Source organism: Salinispora tropica CNB-440, from assembly GCF_000016425.1.
GTDB classification, from domain to species: Bacteria; Actinomycetota; Actinomycetes; order Mycobacteriales; family Micromonosporaceae; genus Micromonospora; species Micromonospora tropica.
This window is the reverse complement of record NC_009380.1, coordinates 1,450,532-1,468,332: the sequence shown is the minus strand read 5'-3', so window position 1 is coordinate 1,468,332 and position 17,801 is coordinate 1,450,532. Positions and strand designations below refer to the sequence as shown.

General features: G+C 71.5%; 12 protein-coding genes. 2 read left to right on the top strand and 10 right to left on the bottom strand.

The window, feature by feature from the left end; translation table 11 throughout:
* The 8 genes from STROP_RS06570 to ftsY all read right to left on the bottom strand — a co-directional run bounded on the left by STROP_RS06570 (position 1) and on the right by ftsY (position 11,028).
* Positions 1-1,080, bottom strand: a complete 1,080-nt coding sequence (locus STROP_RS06570) for an amidohydrolase family protein (protein ID WP_011905204.1) — start codon at positions 1,078-1,080, stop codon at positions 1-3.
* Between the two features lie 110 nt (positions 1,081-1,190).
* Complete coding sequence (gene ffh, locus STROP_RS06565; RefSeq protein ID WP_011905203.1) at positions 1,191-2,735, bottom strand: signal recognition particle protein; 1,545 nt, start codon at positions 2,733-2,735, stop codon at positions 1,191-1,193.
* Between the two features lie 166 nt (positions 2,736-2,901).
* Positions 2,902-5,196 carry a [protein-PII] uridylyltransferase gene (locus STROP_RS06560; RefSeq protein ID WP_011905202.1) on the bottom strand — a complete coding sequence of 765 codons (2,295 nt, stop codon included), beginning with the start codon at positions 5,194-5,196 and terminating at the stop codon, positions 2,902-2,904.
* Between the two features lie 26 nt (positions 5,197-5,222).
* On the bottom strand, positions 5,223-5,561 hold the full coding sequence (locus STROP_RS06555) for a P-II family nitrogen regulator (RefSeq protein WP_187151609.1): 339 nt from the start codon (positions 5,559-5,561) through the stop codon (positions 5,223-5,225).
* Positions 5,562-5,621: 60 nt separating this feature from the next.
* A complete protein-coding gene (locus STROP_RS06550; RefSeq protein WP_011905200.1) occupies positions 5,622-6,992 on the bottom strand; it encodes an ammonium transporter in 1,371 nt (456 codons plus the stop codon).
* A 405-nt stretch (positions 6,993-7,397) separates the two neighbouring features.
* A complete protein-coding gene (locus STROP_RS06545) occupies positions 7,398-8,609 on the bottom strand; it encodes a hypothetical protein (RefSeq protein ID WP_043535240.1) in 1,212 nt (403 codons plus the stop codon).
* A gap of 324 nt (positions 8,610-8,933) precedes the next feature.
* A complete protein-coding gene (locus STROP_RS06540) occupies positions 8,934-9,821 on the bottom strand; it encodes an aminoglycoside phosphotransferase family protein (RefSeq protein WP_011905198.1) in 888 nt (295 codons plus the stop codon).
* Positions 9,822-9,831: 10 nt separating this feature from the next.
* On the bottom strand, positions 9,832-11,028 hold the full coding sequence (gene ftsY, locus STROP_RS06535) for a signal recognition particle-docking protein FtsY (RefSeq protein WP_026274943.1): 1,197 nt from the start codon (positions 11,026-11,028) through the stop codon (positions 9,832-9,834).
* Between the two features lie 144 nt (positions 11,029-11,172).
* Here ftsY and STROP_RS06530 point away from each other — a divergent pair, with 144 nt between their 5' ends.
* Positions 11,173-12,906, top strand: a complete 1,734-nt coding sequence (locus STROP_RS06530; RefSeq protein WP_011905196.1) for an alkaline phosphatase D family protein — start codon at positions 11,173-11,175, stop codon at positions 12,904-12,906.
* A gap of 133 nt (positions 12,907-13,039) precedes the next feature.
* A complete protein-coding gene (locus STROP_RS06525; protein WP_011905195.1) occupies positions 13,040-13,567 on the top strand; it encodes a DinB family protein in 528 nt (175 codons plus the stop codon).
* A gap of 3 nt (positions 13,568-13,570) precedes the next feature.
* Here the strand turns inward: STROP_RS06525 and STROP_RS06520 are convergent, their stop codons facing one another.
* Both STROP_RS06520 and smc read right to left on the bottom strand, forming a co-directional pair.
* Positions 13,571-14,194 carry an HAD family hydrolase gene (locus STROP_RS06520; RefSeq protein ID WP_011905194.1) on the bottom strand — a complete coding sequence of 208 codons (624 nt, stop codon included), beginning with the start codon at positions 14,192-14,194 and terminating at the stop codon, positions 13,571-13,573.
* A complete protein-coding gene (gene smc, locus STROP_RS06515; protein ID WP_011905193.1) occupies positions 14,191-17,787 on the bottom strand; it encodes a chromosome segregation protein SMC in 3,597 nt (1,198 codons plus the stop codon). The genes STROP_RS06520 and smc overlap by 4 nt, the downstream gene beginning before the upstream one ends.
* Between the last annotated feature and the right edge of the window lie 14 nt (positions 17,788-17,801).

Here is a 17,801-nt window from a genome sequence, read left to right as displayed (position 1 = left end):
TCAGCGCAGGACCCGGCCGCGGAGGACGACCCGGGTGGGCGACCGGACGACGCGGAGGTCTCGCCGTGGATCCTCCGGGTAGACGATCAGATCGGCCAGGCCCCCCTCGACCAGACCGGGGAAGCCGAGCCACTCGCGGGCCTGCCAGGAGGCGGCGGCGAGGACGGCCTCGGCGGGCATCCCGGCCTCTTCGTGCAGCACCAGCATCTCCTCGGCGGCCAGACCGTGTGCGATGCCACCGCCGGCATCCGTGCCGACGTAGATCGGCACGCCGGCCTGGTGGGCGGCGCGGACCACCTCGGGGAAGCGGTCTCGCAGGGCGAGCATGTGGTCGGCGTAGCTGGGAAACTTCGCCCGCGCCTGGTCCGCGATGCCACCGAAATTACGTATGTTGATCATAGTTGGTATGAGCGCGGTGCCCTGCCGGGCCATCACGTCGATCAGGTCCAGGCTCAGGCCGGTGCCGTGTTCCACCGAGTCGACCCCGGCCCGCACCATGATTTCAACGGCGGACTCGGAGAAGGTGTGCACCGCGGCGCGGGCCCCGGCGGCGTGCGCGGCGCGAACCGCTGCGGTCATGGTCTCCGGGTCCCAGGCCGGGGCGAGGTCGCCGACGCCGCGATCAATCCAGTCGCCGACCAGCTTGACCCAGCCGTTGCCGGCGTCGGCCTGCGCGGCGACGGTCGCGGCCACCTCTGCCGCGCCGACCTCCACCCCGACGCCGCGCAGGTAGCGCTTCGGCGGGGCCACGTGCCGGCCGGCCCGGGCCAGCCGTGGCAGGTCCGGAGCGTCGTCGAGCTCCGGATACGGGTACGGGGAGCCGGCGTCCCGGATGGCGAGCACCCCGGCGTCCCGGTTGGCCTGGGCCAGCTCGCGGGCCTGGTCGAGCGAGGTGATCGGCGTCCCGCCCCGGGCGATGCCGATGTGGCAGTGCGCGTCGGTCAGGCCGGGGATCAGGAAGCCCCCGTCGGCGATGGTCTCCGCGCCGGCCACCGGCTCGAAGGTCACCCGGTCACCGACCAGCCAGATGTCCCGGACCTCGTCTTCGGGCAGGAGCACACCACGCACGTGCAGAGCCATACGCTCAGTCCTACCAGATCGCCTGCCGGGGCCGGCAGGCCACCGCCGACGGGCCGCGGCCGGTGCCGGGTCAGCCGCGACCAGCACCGACCTGGCCCGTCTCGCCTCGGTCAACGGGGGCGCTGATCCCCCTTGCCGAGCTTGTTGAAGTCGATCTTCGGGAGCTTGAATCCCGGTGGTAGCCCCTGGCCGGCCAGGTCGTCGGGGCCCAGGCCGGGCGGCAGCTGCGGCATGCCACCGGGGAAGCCGCCCCGCGCCCCCGTGCCGGCCCGCGACCGACCGCCACCCTTCCCGCCCTTGCGCTTGTTCTTCGGCGACTTGGTCGCCTTTCGGCGCCCTCCGGGCAGACCCATCATGCCGCCCATCTGCTTCATCATCTTCTGGGCGTCGGTGAAGCGGTTGAGGAGCTGGTTGACGTCCATCACGGTGACCCCGGAGCCGTTGGCGATGCGGGCCCGGCGCGAGCCGTTGATGATCTTCGGGTTGGTGCGCTCGGCCGGGGTCATCGACCGGATGATCGCGGTGACCCGGTCGAAGTGCTTGTCGTCCACCTCGGCGAGCTGGTCTTTCATCTGCCCCATGCCGGGCATCATGGCCAGCACGTTGGCGATCGGCCCCATCCGCCGAACCGCGATGAGCTGGTCGAGGAAGTCCTCCAGGGTGAACTGCTCACCGCCCATCAGCTTGGCGGTCATCTTCTCTTTCTGATCGACGTCGAAGGCCTGTTCGGCCTGCTCGATCAGGGTGAGAACATCGCCCATGCCGAGAATCCGGCTGGCCATCCGGTCCGGGTGGAAGACATCGAAGTCCTCCAGCTTCTCGCCGGTGGAGGCAAAGAGGATCGGCTGGCCGGTGACCTCCCGGACCGACAGCGCGGCACCACCACGGGCGTCACCGTCGAGCTTGGAGAGGACCACGCCGGTGATGCCGACTCCATCCCGGAACGCCTCCGCGGTGCGCACCGCGTCCTGGCCGACCATGGCGTCGATGACGAAGATGACCTCGTCCGGGTTGACCGCGTCCCGGATGTCGGCGGCCTGCTGCATCATCTCGGCGTCGATACCGAGACGGCCGGCCGTGTCGACGATGACGATGTCCCGGGCCGCCCGACGAGCGTGCTCGATCGAGGCGCGGGCCACCTGCACCGGGTCGCCAACGCCGTTGCCGGGCTCCGGCGAGTACACCTCGACGCCGGCGCGACCACCGAGCACCTGGAGCTGCCCGACGGCGTTGGGACGTTGCAGGTCGGCGGCGACCAGCAGCGGCTGGTGGCCCTGGCCGCGCAGCCAGCTGGCCAGCTTGCCGGCGAGCGTGGTCTTACCGGAGCCCTGGAGACCGGCCAGCATGATCACGGTCGGCGGTTGCTTGGCGAGCTGAAGCCGCCGCGCCTCACCACCGAGGACGTTGACCAACTCCTCATTGACGATCTTGACGATCTGCTGGGCCGGGTTCAGCGCCTGGGAGACCTCGGCGCCCCGCGCCCGCTCCTTGACCCGCGCGATGAAGCCCTTGACCACCGGCAGCGCCACGTCCGCCTCCAGCAGCGCGAGGCGGATCTCGCGGGCGGTGGCGTCGATGTCGGCGTCGGTGAGCCGTCCCTTACCGCGGAGCTTGGTGAAGATCCCGGACAGGCGGTCACTCAAGGTGTCAAACACGCGAACATCCCGTTTGTCAGAGTTCTGGTGAGCACGAGCACGGCCGGACGAGCTGCCCCGCCACCGCCAGGATATCCGGCCCGCGACGCACCTGCTTCCGGCCGGCACACCCGACGCACCCGACGCCGTCCGCGGACCCGCCGTCCAGCGGACAGAACTCGCCCCCTCATCGCGCCGCGGCCAGGACAGCGGCGGAGATCCGAGCCTGGGTCTCGGCGTCCGGCCCGGCGCCGACCAGGTAGAACGCGTCCACCACATCAGCGCCGAGGGTGGAGATCCGCGCCGCCCGCAGCTGAACTCCCACCTCGTCCAGGGCGGCGCTGACCCGGTAGAGCAGGCCGGCGGCGTCGGCCGCCCGCAACTCCAACACCACCGCGTCGGTGGCCGCCTCCCGGTACCACCGCACCCGGGGCGCGGGGCCCGCGCCACCGGCGGCGACGGCCGGACCACGCAGCCGCTGAAGCACCGACCCGTCGCCGGTCACGGCCCGACGCAGGTCGGCGCCGAGCGCTACCGGATCCGGCGCGAGGCCGTACCGAGGTTGAACCCGGAACTCGACCAACGCCCGCCCGGGAACCGTCGAGGCGTCCGCGGAGATCACGTCGAGCCGGTGTAGAGCCAGGCAACCGGCCACCGTCGTGAGCAGGCCACGCCGGTGGGCCGCCGCCACCGCCACCTCGTCCCCGGTCAGGCGGACCACCGGCAGCGGGCCGGTGACCAACGCCGGATCCGGTACGGGCGGATCGGGTAACCGACCAGTGTCCAGTGCGCTGCGGACCCGGGCGACCAGATCGGCGACGAGCCGTTCCTTCCAGCGCGACCAGGCGGCCGGTCCGGTGGCCGCCGCGTCGGCCCGGACCAGAGCGTGCAGCAGCTCCAGGGTGCTGGTGTCGACGACCTTCGCCGCCACGCCGGCGATGGTCAACGGGTCGGCGAGGTCGCGCCGGGTCGCCACCTCGGGCAGGAGCAGGTGCAGCCGGACCAGCCGCCCGATCAGCGCCACCTCGGCCGCGGGCAGGCCGATCCGGGCGGCGACCGTCTCCGCAATCGGCGCACCGACCTGACTGTGGTCACCGGGCAACCCCTTGCCCACATCGTGTAGCAGGGCGCCGAGCAGGAGCAGGTCCGGCCGGTCCACCTCCCGGGTACGTCGACCGGCCTCGGACGCGGTCTGCACCAGGTGCCGGTCGAGGGTGAACCGGTGCACCGGGTGGTGTTGCGGCAGGCTCCGGATCCGGGTCCACTCCGGCAGCCAGCCGTCGACCAGCCCGTACCGGTCGCATGTCTCCCAGGTCGGCACCAGTCCCGGCCCCGCGCCCAACAGCGTGACCAGGGCGGCGCGCGCCTCGGCCGGCCAGGGGGTCGGCAGTGGCGGGCAGTAGGCGGCCAGCCACTCGCAGGTGGCCGCCGCGATCGGCAGACCGGTGGTCGCCGCCGCGGCGGCGACCCGCAGGGACAGGCTCGGCTCCGGGCGTACCCCGATCACGGTGCGGGCGAGCACCAGCTCACCGTCGTGCTCGACCACATCCCGGGCTACCGGTCGACGGAGCGGTCGCCCGTCGGTGCCCCGGCGCCCGGCGCGGAGCCGGTCGGCCGCCCGGAAGGCGTCGTCGAGGGCGTGGCTGACGGTCCGGGCGTCGTTGGCGACCCGGCGCAGCAGCAGGTCCCCCTCGTCCACCGGCTCCGCCGACGGGTCGGTCCACGGTTGGCGCAGCCCGAGCAGGGTGGCGACACCGGCACGCTCCGGCGCGACCAGCCGGTCGACCCGCCGGCCGGTCCGCAGGTGCAACGCGTCCCGGGTGTCCAGTAGCCGCAGGTGGGCGGCGTGGACCGCGGGACGTAGCGCAGTGGTGATGCCGGCGCGGGCGATCGCCCGGAGGAGTCCCACGTCGCGGAGCCCGCCGGCGGCCTCCTTGAGGTCCCCCTCGAGCAGGAAGGCCAGCTCTCCGTGGGCCGCCCACCGGGCCTCGGTCAGCTCTCGCAGCCCCGGCAGTCGGCGCACGGCGCTCCGTCGCCAGTGGTCGGCGGCCAAGCGAACCAGCCGGTCGGCGAGCGCCTCGTCACCGGCGACGAAACGGGCGTCGAGCAGGCCGAGGGCCACCCGGACATCGTCCTGGGCTACCGCGAGGGCCTCAGCGACGGTTCGTACCGAGTGGTCGAGGCGCAGCCCGGCGTCCCAGACCGGATACCAGATGCCGGCGGCCAGCTCGTCCACCCCGGGTACGTCGGTGTGCAACAGCAGCAGGTCCAGGTCCCCGTACGGGGCGCACTGACGGCGGCCGAGCCCGCCCACCGCGACCAGCGCGACCCCTTCCCGCCCGGGCAGCAGCCCGGCGAGCCAGCCGTCGACGGACGCTGCCCGGGCCGCCCGCGCGGCAGCGTCGATCCCTCCGGAAGCACCGGTGACCTCGTTGATCAGGAGGTCCGGTCCGGCCGTACGCTTCTTGATCAACGATGTCATCGGTACCTACTCCCGTCGGTGGGCGCCTACACGGCGTCGAGGCCGCGTTCGCCGGTGCGGACCCGGACGACCTCCTCGACCCCGGTGACCCACACCTTGCCGTCACCGATCTTGCCGGTCCGGGCGGCGGCGACGACGGCGTCAACGATCTTGTTGACATCCAGCTCGTCGGTGAGCACCTCCACCCGGATCTTGGGCAGAAACTCCACCGTGTACTCGGCACCCCGATACACCTCGGTGTGCCCCTTCTGGCGGCCGTAGCCCTGGACCTCGCTGACGGTCAGGCCGGCCACACCAAGCGCGTGCAGGGCCTCCTTCACCGCGTCCAGCTGGTATGGCTTGATGACCGCGGTCACCAGCTTCATGTCCAACCCCTCCATTCCCGGAACGTTAACCAGCGATCTGCTCGACGGCGGGCCCGCCGCTCACCGCCGACTGCCCGTCGACGAGGCCGACGCGACCTGCTCCGCAGCACCGGTCTCCCCAGCCGGTTTACCCCCGGCCAGGCCAGCCGCCGCGAACGCACCGCCCGCGGAACCGGCGGCGGGAGAGAGGTCGTAGCCACTTTCGGCGTGCTCGGCGATGTCGATCCCCTCGACCTCGGCCTCCGTGCTCACCCGGAAGCCGATCGTCTTCTCCAGGACGAAGGCGAGAACGAACGCCACCGCGAAGGAGTAGCCGGTGACGATCAACGCGCTGAGCGCCTGGACGCCCAACTGGGCCAACCCGCCCCCGTAGAAGAGACCCTCGTCACTGACCAGTGAGCTGACCGACGACGTACCGAAGAGACCGATCCAGAGGCAGCCGATCCAGCCGCCGACGAAGTGCACGCCGACGACGTCGAGCGAGTCGTCGAAGCCCAGCCGATACTTCAGGCTCACCGCCAGCGCACAGACCGCACCGGCGACCAGGCCGAGCAGCACCGCGGCCCACGGGGTGATGAAGGCGCAGGCCGGGGTGATCGCGACCAGCCCGGCGATGGCACCGGAGGAGGCACCGACCAGGGTGGGCCGGCCGTCACGCGCCTTCTCCACCAGCAACCAGCCGAGCACGGCGGCGGCGGTCGCCACCTGGGTGTTGACGAAGGCCAGCCCGGTGGTCAGGTCCGCGGTCAACTCGGAGCCGGCGTTGAAGCCGAACCAGCCGAACCAGAGCAGGCCGGCGCCGAGCGCGACCATGGGGACGTTGTGCGGCTTCATCGTCTCCCGGGGCCAGCCGAGCCGCCGGCCCAGCACCAGCACCAGGGCCAGTGCCGCCGCCCCGGCATTGATGTGCACCGCGGTGCCACCGGCGAAGTCGAGTGCGCCGAGCTCCGCACCGATGAAGCCGCCGCCCCAGACCCAGTGCGCGACCGGGAAGTAGACCAGACTCGCCCAGCCGACCACGAACAGCAGCCAGCCGGAGAACTTGGCCCGGTCGGAGATCGCACCGCTGATCAGAGCGACCGTGATGACCGCGAACATCATCTGGAAGGCCATGAAGACGTAGAGCGGAATGCCGGTCTCGCCCCACAGGTCGGTCTCCGCCATGAAGGTCTTGGTGCCGAGGTACTGGCCAAGGTCGCCGATGACCCCGCCCTGATCCGTACCGAAAGCGGCGGAGAAGCCGTAGAACAACCAGAGAATGCTGACGAGCCCGATCGCGGAGAAGCTCATCATGATCATATTGAGGACGCCCTTGGCCCGGTTGAGACCGCCGTAGAACAGCGCCAGTCCGGGCGTCATGAGCAGCACGATCGCGCTCGACACCAGCAGCCACGCGGTGTTGCCGGTGTCGATGGTCGGTGCTTCAGGCACGCTGGCCTCCTAAGGTGAAGTTCCCTCCTCAACGGCTTCCGAGGCAGCGCTGCCCGTCCACCGGTCACCCGGAAGCCTGCTCGTCCCCTGTTTCCCGCAGCGTCACCCATCGATTTCCAGACGGTGACGGCTTGTTTCGTACGTGTGAAGCGGGCCCAGCCCAACCGAACGGATGATGCCGCAACCAGCCGGTTGCCGGGCACAGTGCACCCTCAGGGGCGGGGCAGACGGAGGCGTTCCGCCCTCCGACAGCCCCGAGGGCTTCACCGAACCTCGGACGCCGCCGCCGCGAACGTCGGGCCAACTCTGGGCCCCTTCCCCGTCCACGCAGAACCAACAGCGGGCCCCGCTCCCACCGGAAACAGGCGGGAACGGGGCCCTGATGGATCCGACGCGTCCGGTCCGCTACCCGGAACAACCGGGTACGTTGACGCAGTTGTTCGGCCTGTTCTTCGCCACGACGGTGCCGGTGGCGGTGTTCAGGTTCACCGTTCCACCCACCTCGTTGAAGATTCCGCCGCCGTCGGTAGCCGCGATATTCTTGAGGATCTTGGTGGTGAACAGGGTTGCCGTACCGACGGCGGCGTTGAAGATTCCACCGCCCTCGCCCCCCGCCTGGTTGCCGGCAACCTTTGTCCGCCGCAACACCACCTGCCCAGCGTTCAAGATTCCTCCACCGTCGGTGGCGGCGGTATTGCCGTCTATACGGCTGTCCTCGAGAACAGCCACGGGGGGCACCGGAAGCCCCGGCGCAACGAAAAGCCCGCCAGCGATGAACTCTGTCGCGGCGTTGTTGACGACGCTGACGCGTCGCATCGTGGTCGGACCGAAAACCGCGATGCCCCCCACCTCGGCGGCAGTGTTGTCCGCGATCTTCGAATCGGCAATATAACCGGTCCCGTTGATCTGGCCCCCCCCACCGAATTCTGCCCCGTTCCCCGTAATGGAGCTGTGTTCAATTCGGATTACACTACCGGGGGCGCTTCCAATACCCGCCCCGTTAATGGCCGCATTCTTTTCAACCTGTGCGGAAACGACCGTGAGCTGCCCCGTGGCATAGACACCACCACCGTTCACGGCGGCAACGTTGCGGCTGATGCTGGAGTGCTCAGCGACAACCGTTCCACTGTTAGCCACACCTCCACCCATCTGGTCTGACACGTTATTCACGACCTCAACACGGCTGAGGGTGGCGTGGCCGCCAGCGTTCACCAACAGCCCACCGCCGTCACCTCCAGCGGTCTGCCCGCCGGTGACAGTGAGGCGGTTGAGGGTGAGCTCACCACCGGAGTCCACGGCGAGGATTCGAAACGGGTCGGCGGCGGCGGCGCGTTCAAGGGTGGTGTTCTTTCCGCCGTTGAGGGTGATGGGGGTGGTGATGGCGGGGAGGCCGGCACCGTCGAGTTCGGTGGTGAGCAGGTAGGTGCAGTCCTTGGCGAGGTCGAGGACAGCGCCGCCGCGGGCGTTGGCGAGGGTGATCGCGGCGATCAGTTTGTCCGCGTCGCAGGGGACGGGAACGCCCGTCGGGTGGTCTCCGGTGGTGGCAACAGCACGCCCGACAGCGTCAGCAGCGGAGGGGGCGACGCCGACGGTCGCGGTGAGGGCCAAGCCGGTCACACCGGCCAGCCCGACAGCCCACCATCGTGGTCTCGTCCGACCCCCATCGAGGCGAGCCGGTTCGTGTGTACGGTGCTGATCGTTCATGTCGTTTCGGTGTCCCTTCCCCGTCATGGACGAGGAACGCACCGCCCGGGGCAGCCCGGGCTGGCGCTCCTCGGCTACCAGGCAGGCAGTAGCAGCCATCTAGGAGTAAAAACGACATTGATCTCAAATAAACATGAATACGACAAATATCCCCATATGAACTATCGGCGACCTCGACGGACGCACCGGGCGCACATCCACCAGGTGCACCCGCGACAGTGCCCCTCCCCCTGACCCCTACCCGGCATCACCGAACGACCTCGCCGGCGCCCTGAGTGCGCTCTCAAGGGCATGCTGCTCGTACTCGAGCAGGCGCAGGTCCCGCATCGGACGGCGAAGGTGCCCCCGGTCAACGATCCGCACGAAGGCCGGATCCCCGGCGGCGGCCATCCGCCGGATGCCCTCCACGTGGTCAACGATCCGCTTGCGGATCGTACGAACCAGCCGATGCCGATCGCGCGGGATGAGCCCGTACGCGTCGGCGAAGAGCCGCAGCCGCCGCGGCCGGTCCGGACGCCGCCACCCGAGGGTGATCGAGTCCCGGTCGGCGAAGACCGGCACCCAGGTCCAGGCCGCGTACGCGACGTCGTAGATACGGGAGCCCGGCGAGGCGAGATCGAAGTCGATCATCCCAAGGGTGCCGTCCGGACGCCAGATGACGTTGTGTGGGGCGGCATCGTGGTGGCAGATCACCTCGTTCTCCGGCGACGGCCCGAAGGAACGCCACACCGCCCCTTGCGGCAGCACGAAGCCGCGTTGCGCGTCGTGGAACATCCGCAGCATCGTGGCGACCGTCACCAGCGCCTCGTCGGTTACCCAGTGCGGGGCCAGCGGATACTCCCCGCACTCCCCCTCCAGGTACGACAGCACCTCACGGTTGCGCTCATCCATCCCCAGCGCCCGGGGCGCGCCGGTGAAGCCCGCGTACTCCAGATGCCGCAGCAGGGCGTGCACCGACGGTGTCCACGGGCCGGCGTTGCGCCGGACCGTGTCCCCGACCCGGACCACCGTGCTCACGTTGCCGCCGCGCAGCGGGATCTCCTGCGCCGTCACATACGGCCGCCCGAGGCGGGACGTCGGGTGGTGCGGGTCGCGCCACCCGACGTAGGCGCGATCGTCGGTCATGGCCGCGGGGCTACGCGTCCGACCCGGTCGCCTCGGCGCCCAGCAGCGCGTCCACGAACTGCGCAGGGTCGAACGGGGCCAGGTCGTCCTTACCCTCGCCGAGGCCGACCAGCTTCACCGGGATGCCCAGCTTGCGCTGCACGGAGATCACGATGCCGCCCTTGGCGGTGCCGTCGAGCTTGGTAAGCGCGACGCCGGTCACGTCCACCGCCTCGGTGAATACCCGCGCCTGCTCCAGACCGTTCTGGCCGGTGGTCGCGTCGAGGATCAGCAACGTCTCGTCGATCGGACCGTGCTTCTCCACCACCCGCTTGACCTTGCCCAGCTCGTCCATCAGGCCGATCTTGTTCTGGAGCCGGCCGGCGGTGTCCACCAACACCGTGTCCACCCCGGTCTCGATACCGCGTTTGACCGCGTCGAAGGCGACGCTGGCCGGGTCGGCCCCCTCCGGGCCCCGGACGGTCTCCGCCCCGACCCGACCCGCCCAGGTCTCCAACTGGTCCGCGGCGGCGGCGCGGAACGTGTCGGCCGCGCCGAGGATCACGCTCCGGCCATCCGCCACCAGCACCCGAGCGACCTTGCCGCAGGTGGTGGTCTTCCCGGCCCCGTTGACCCCCACCACCAACAGCACCGCCGGCATGCCGTCCTTCGGTGCCGTGTGCAGGGCGCGGTCCAGCTCCGGGTCGAGGGCGTTGACCAACTCGGCGGCGAGCAGCGCCCGCAGTTCGGCGACGGTGCGGGTGCCGAGCACCCGGGTCCGCTCACGGAGCCGGTCAACGATCTCCCGGGTGGAGTCGATGCCGACGTCCGCGGTGATCAGACTGTCCTCGATCTCCTCCCAGGTCTCCTCGTCGAGGCGGTCCCGGCTGAGCAGGCCCAGCAGCCCCTTGCCGAACACGCTCTGCGAGCGGGACAGCCGGGAGCGAAGCCGGACCAGCCGTCCGGCGGTCGGCTCCGGGACCTCCACCGGGACCTCCGGCACCTGCACCGGGGCAGCCGGCGGCGGCTCGACCAGGATCCCGGTGGGCGGCACCGCCTCGGCCGCCTCCACCGGCGGCCCGGCGAGGTCCTCCTCGGCGCGGGTCTCGACCTCCGTCGTCGGCAACGGCGGCTCCCGACGGCGACGCAGCTTCGGTGCCACCAGCCCGACGGTGCCGAGGATCAGCACGCCGAGCAGGGCGAGTGCGATGAGGAGGTAATCCGTCATGCCCGAAATCCTGTCAGACGCCGGCGACTGCGTCTTCACCACCGCACCCCCGCCGGAATCCGGCGGGCAATAGGCTCATCCGCATCGCAGCGCTGCGCCCGCCGGCCGGCCAGCTCGGACGAAACGCTCATCGGGAGGCCCACCATGCCCGCCGCAGACCTGCTCGTCGGCCCGCTGCTGCGCCGGGTTGTCGGCACGCAGGCCACCATCTGGGTGGAGACCAGCGCCCCCGCGACGGTCACCGTCCGTACGGCCGATGGCGCCACCGGCACCGCGTCCACCTTCTCCGCCTACCAGCACCACTACGCCCTGGTCGTGGTCTCCGGGCTGACGCCCGACACCGCCACCAGCTACGAGGTGCTGCTCGACGGGGAACCCGTCTGGCCGCAGCCCCGCCCGTACCGACCCAGCATCATCCGCACCCGGGCCACCGACGACCGGGAACAGCCGGTACGCCTGGTGTTCGGCTCGTGCCGGGAAACCACCCAGCGCGCCACCGCCCGCCGGCTGCCCCCGGACGCGCTCGACGCGTACGCGCGTGGGTTGGCCGCCACCGGCGATCCGGCGGACCTGCCCGACCTGCTGGTGCTCCTCGGGGACCAGGTCTATGCCGACGAGACCTCACCGACCGTACGACGGTTGCTCCGGCGGCGGCGTCGGCGGCCGGTGGGCGCGCCGGTGGACCAGGTGGTGAGCTTCGACGAGTACACCAAGCTCTACCTGGAGTCGTGGCGCGCCCCGGAGACCCGCTGGCTGCTCTCCACCGTGCCGAACGTCATGATCTTCGACGACCACGAAATCGTGGACGACTGGAACACCTCCGCTGCCTGGCGCGCGGACGCGCGTGCCCAGCCCTGGTGGGGCGAGCGCATCAGCAGCGGGCTGGCCTCCTACTGGGTCTACCAGCACCTGGGCAACCTCGCCCCGGAGGAGATCGCCGCCGACCCGCTCTACGCGAAGGTGACCGTCGCCGAAGACGCCACCGACGTACTCCGCGAGTTCGGCCACCGGGTCGACCGGGAGTCCGACCTCGCACACGACCCCGAACGGTGGCGGGCGGTTCAGTACCAGTGGAGCTTCGCGCTCGATGTCGGCCGAACCCGCCTGGTCATGGTCGACAACCGGTGCAGCCGGGTGCTGGCGTCGGGCCGGCGGGCGATGCTGCCGCCGGGCGAGTGGTCCTGGCTGGTCAACCAGACCCACGGCAGCTACGACCACCTGGTCGTGGGGTCGTCCCTGCCCTGGCTGCTGCCGCCCGGCATCCACCACGTGGAGGCGTGGAACGAGGTGCTCGCCGACTCCCACCGGCGCTGGGTGGCCGACGCGGCGGAGAAGCTACGCCGCGCTCTCGACCTCGAACACTGGGCGGCGTTCCGTCGCTCCTTCGACGCGCTCGGGAAGCTCTTCGCCCGCATCGGTGGTGGCACACCGGACGGGGCGACCCGGCCACGCCGTGAGCCGGGGCAGCCCGGGCAGCCGGTGGAGAGCGACCCGAGCCCCCCGCCGGCGTCGATCAGTGTCCTCGGCGGCGACGTGCACCACTCGTACGTGGCCCGGGCCCGGTTCGCCGATCCGGCGGTGGTCACCCCCGTACACCAGCTCACCTGTTCCCCGCTGCACAACCAGGTGCCGGCCGGGATGCGTCCGCTGCTGCGGCTGGGCTGGTCACCCGTCCTGGCCATGGCCGCCCGAGCACTGTCTCGCACCGCCGGGACCGACCGGCCGCCGCTGCGCTGGACGAAGCTGGCCGGCCCGTACTTCGGCAACGCCATCGGCACCCTGCGACACGACGGGCGGACGGCCGAGGTGACGATCTCGGGCACCACCAGCGCGGGTGCGCTGCACGAAGTGATGCGCCGCGACCTCACCAGCGGCTGATACCCGGCCAACGCCGAGGACGCGGTCCCGGCTCCCCGGCCCGCGCCGGGCCCGGTCCGACCGGCTGAGGCAGAGCTCTCACCGGGGGTGGTGCGCTCGCCCCCGATCCGGCCCCGGCGCAAGGATGAGGGGCATGACCTGGAAAGCACCAGAGATCGACCGCCGACACGAGCCTCACCTCGGCGCCGAACGCGCCCTGCTCACCGACTGGCTTAACTACCACCGGGACACGTTGCTGCACAAGTGCGCCGGCCTGACCGCCGACCAGCTGCGCACCGCGAGCGTCGCACCGTCCCCGCTCTCCCTCCTCGGCCTGATCCGGCACCTGACCTACGTCGAGCGGGCGTGGTTCCGGCAGCGCTTCGCTGGGCAGGACGTGCCCGACCTGTACGACTTCGCTGCTGACCCGGACGCCGAGTTCCGGGTGGAGACCGCCGACCCGGAGGCCGATTTCGCCGCCTTCCGGGCCGAGATCGAGGCCGCCGACGACGCCGCCGCCGGACGCGACCTCGACGAGGAGTTCACGCTGCGGCGACGGGACGGCAGCGACGAGCGGTTGAGCCTGCGCTGGGTCTACCTCCACATGATCGAGGAGTACGCCCGGCACAACGGCCACGCCGACCTGATCCGGGAACGCCTCGACGGCGTTACCGGGGACTGACCGTCAGCCGTTCGGGGCCAGGGCGGCCCGCAGGTAGCGCAGGTCGCCGGGGCCGCTCCAGCGATGCGCCGACAGGCCGGCCACCCGGGCCCCCGCGATCACCCGGTCGTCGTCGTCGACGAGCAGCACCCGCGACGGCGGGGTGTGCAGCGCCTCGCAGGCCGCCTGGAAGTACTCCGTTGCCGGCTTGTGTACGCCGACGACCGACGAGTTGACCACGGCATCCAGCTCACCCTCGAGCCCGAGAGCGGCGAGGTCGGCATCGAGCACGTCGGTGGCGTTCGTGGCGAGCCCGACCGGGACTCCGGACGCCCGGACCTCCCGGACGAACGTCAGCACCTGCGGGTCGACCTCGCCCCGGTAGCGCTGCCACTCGTCCACGGCCGCCTGGGCCTGCTGCTCCCCCACCGACGGGGCCAGCGCCGCGGCCACGCTGGCCATCCACTCGGCGTGGTTCACCCGCCCGGTCAGGACCGGCTGAAGCAGCCCCCAGGACATCGCGATCTCGCCGAGGACACCTTCGGTGAGCCCGTACGCCCGCTCGACGCCGGCAGCGACCGCCGGGTCCCAGCGGCGCAGCACCCCATCGAAGTCCACCAACAGCGCCGTCGCTCGTTCCCGACTCACTCGTTATCCTCCTGACCGCCCCCGGCTCGGTCGAGCCGCTGGCTGATTACCTGGGTAACCCCGCTTCTCATGGTCACGCCGTAGAGCGCGTCCGCGACCTCCATCGTCCGCTTCTGGTGCGTGATGACGATCAGCTGACTCTTCTCCCGCAGCTGTGCGAGCAGCGTCAGCAGGCGGCCCAGGTTCACGTCGTCGAGCGCCGCCTCCACCTCGTCCATGATGTAGAACGGGCTGGGCCGGGCACGGAAGATCGCCACCAGCATCGCCACCGCGGTCAGCGACCGCTCCCCGCCGGAGAGCAGCGACAACCGTTTGATCTTTTTGCTCGGCGGGCGGGCCTCCACCTCGACGCCGGTGGTGAGCAGGTCGTCCGGTTCGGTGAGCACCAGCCGCCCCGCACCCCCGGGAAAGAGCACGCTGAAAACCTGTTCAAACTCCCGGGCCGTGTCGGCGAACGCGCTGGCGAAAACCGCCAGGATTCGGTCGTCCACATCCTTGACCACGGTCAGCAGATCCCGCCGGGTGGCCTTCAGGTCCTCAAGCTGCTCGGAGAGGAACTTGTACCGCTCCTCCAGCGCCGCGAACTCCTCCAGCGCGAGGGGATTGACCTTACCGAGCAGGGTGAGTTCCCGCTCCGCCTTGGCGGCCCGCTTCTCCTGCACCGCCCGCTCGTACGGGGCCGGCTCGGGCACCGGCAGGTCGTCCCGTTCGGCGGCGGCGACCTCGGCGTCGGTCGGCGGAACCGGCTGCGCCGGACCGTACTCGGCGATCAGGGTCGTCAGGTCCAGGCCGAAGTCCTCGGCCGCCTTCGCCTCCAACTGCTCGATCCGCAGCCGTTGCTCGGCGCGGGCGACCTCGTCGCGATGCACCTGGCCGGTCAGCCGCTCCAGCTCCGCACCGAGGCGCTTGGCCGCGCCGCGCACCTCGGAGAGCTCGGCCTCCCGGGCGGCACGTTGACCGGCCACGGCGTCCCGCTGCTGTGCCGCCTGCGCGATGGAGACATCGAGCCGGGCCAGCGCCGTGTGCGCTCCGGCGGCCACCGCCCCGGCGACCGCGGCGCCCCGAGCACGCACCGCCCGCCGCGCCGCCGCCCGCTCCCGGGCGGCCCGCTCGGCCGTGGCCTGCCGGCGTAGCGAGTCGGCCCGTCCGGCGATCGAGGAAACCCGCTCCTCGGCGGTGCGCACCGCCAGCCGTACCTCCATCTCGTTCTGCCGGGCCCGGGGAAGCGCCGCGGCGAGCTCGTCGCGCTCCTCAGCGGAGGGTTCGACGTCCGCCGGCGCCTCCTCGGCCAGCCGCAGCCGCTCCGCCATCTCGGTCAGGGTGGCAAGATCCCGCTCGCGGGCCTCGACCGCGCGGGAACGGGCCGCGCCGAGCCGTTCGGTCTCGGCCCGCGCCGACCGCGCCGCGGCCCCCAGTTCGGCGAGGCGGCGAGCGGCGGCGTTGCGGTGACTCTCGGCCTCCCGCTTCGCGGCGGCGGCCTGCTGCACCGCCTCCTTCGCCACGGCCACCTCGGCCCGCGCCTGCACCAGCTGCTCGCGCAGCTGGGTAGCGGTCCGCTCGGCGGCGGCGCGGTGGGTCCGCGCCTCCTCCACGGCGGCCTGTACCTCGATGAAGCTCGGCGCCTTGGCCGACCCGCCAGCCGCGGCGTACGCCCCGAGCACGTCGCCCTCCGGGGTGACCGCTCGCAGCCCGGAGTTGTCGCCGACGACCTCGGCGGCGGTGGCGAGGTCGGGGACGAGGACGACATCGCGTAGCGCCCGGTGTACGGCGGGTTGGATCTGCGGGGCGCAGTCCACCAGGTCCGGCGCCCACTGGGCCCGATCGGGCAGCTTGGGGCGCAGCGCGTCGGCCGGGCCGGTCATGCCCGGGCCGGCCGGGCTGCCCACCAGGAGACCAGCGCGACCAGCATCGGTGATCTTCAGTAGGCGGATCGCCTCGGCCGCCTCGTCCACGCCGCTGACCACGACGGCGTCGGCGAGCCCGTCCAGCGCAGCGGCGAGCGCGGCCTCGTGCCCGGGTGAGACGGTGAGCAGCCCGGAGAGGCCGCCGAGCAGCCCCGGCACCTCGCTCGCCCGAGCCAGCAGGGCACCCGCGCCGTCCTTGCGACGCAGGCCCAGGGCGAGCGCCTCCTCGCGGGCCTTCCAGGTGGCGGCTTCCTTCTCGGCGGATCGTTCGGCGTCGCTGCACGAGCGGACCCCCGCCTGCGCCTGCTCCTGGCCGGCGACCGCCTCGGCGTGGCGGGCATCCAGGCCGGCGTTGTCCCGATCGGCCGTGGTGGACTGCTCCTCCACGGCGTCCAGCTCGGCCTGGGCCCGCTCCGCCCGGGCAAGGGCGTCGGCGTAGGCGGAGGTGAGGCGCTCAATCTCCTCACCGGCGGTGGCGGTACGGGCGCGGGCGGAGTTGACCTGCCCCGCCAGTCGAGCCAGCCCCTCCCGGCGGTCGGCGATGGCCTTCGCCGCCACCACCAGCTCCCGCTCGGCGGCGGCGAGCTGCCGCTCCAACTCCTGGCGGTGCTCCACCGCCTCCGCCAGCCGGACCTGGTCGTCGGTGAGCGCCGCGCGGAGCTCCTCCTCCTGTTCACGGACGTGCTCCGCCTCCGCCTCCAGCTGGTCCGGGTCACGACCCGGCCGCTCATCGTCCGGCGTGGCGCTGAGGTGACGCCGTCGCTCTCGGGCGAGCTGCTCCATCGACCGGAAGCGCTCCTGTAGGGCCGAGAGCCGGTACCAGGTGTCCTGGGCGGCGGCGAGCAGCGGCGCGTCCTCGGCGAGCGCCGCCTCCAGCTCGCCGAGGCGGGCCTGCACCTCGGCGTGCTCGGCTTCGACCCGCTCGCGCCGCTCGCGCAGCGCGGTCTCGTCGGCGATCTCCTTGGCCAGGGTGCCGCGTAGGGTGGCGAGGTCGTCGGCGAGCAGTCGGAGCCGGGAGTCCCGCAGGTTCGCCTGGATGACCGCGGCGCGTCGGGCCACCTCGGCCTGCCGGCCGAGTGGCTTGAGCTGGCGGCGCAGTTCGACGGTGAGGTCGGTGAGCCGGTTGAGGTTGGTCTGCATCGCGTCGAGCTTCCGCAGCGCCTTTTCCTTGCGCTTGCGGTGTTTGAGGACGCCGGCCGCCTCCTCGATGAAGGCCCGTCGGTCCTCCGGTTTGGCGTGCAGCATGCCGTCGAGCCGGCCCTGCCCGACGATGATGTGCATCTCCCGGCCAATGCCGGAGTCGCTGAGCAGCTCCTGAATGTCGAGCAACCGGCAGGAGTCGCCGTTGATCTCGTACTCGCTCTCACCGGAGCGGAACATCCGGCGAGTGATCGAGACCTCGGTGTACTCGATGGGCAGCGCGCCGTCGGTGTTGTCGATGGTCAGGGTCACCTCGGCCCGGCCCAACGGTGCCCGTCCGGCGGTGCCGGCGAAGATGACATCTTCCATCTTGCCGCCCCGCAGCGCCTTCGCGCCCTGCTCGCCAAGGACCCAGGCGATGGCGTCAACGACGTTCGACTTGCCGGAACCGTTCGGACCCACCACGCAGGTGATACCCGGTTCCAGCTTCAGGGTCGTCGCTGAGGCGAAGGACTTGAAGCCCTTGACCGTCAGGCTCTTGAGATGCACCTTATCGATCCTCG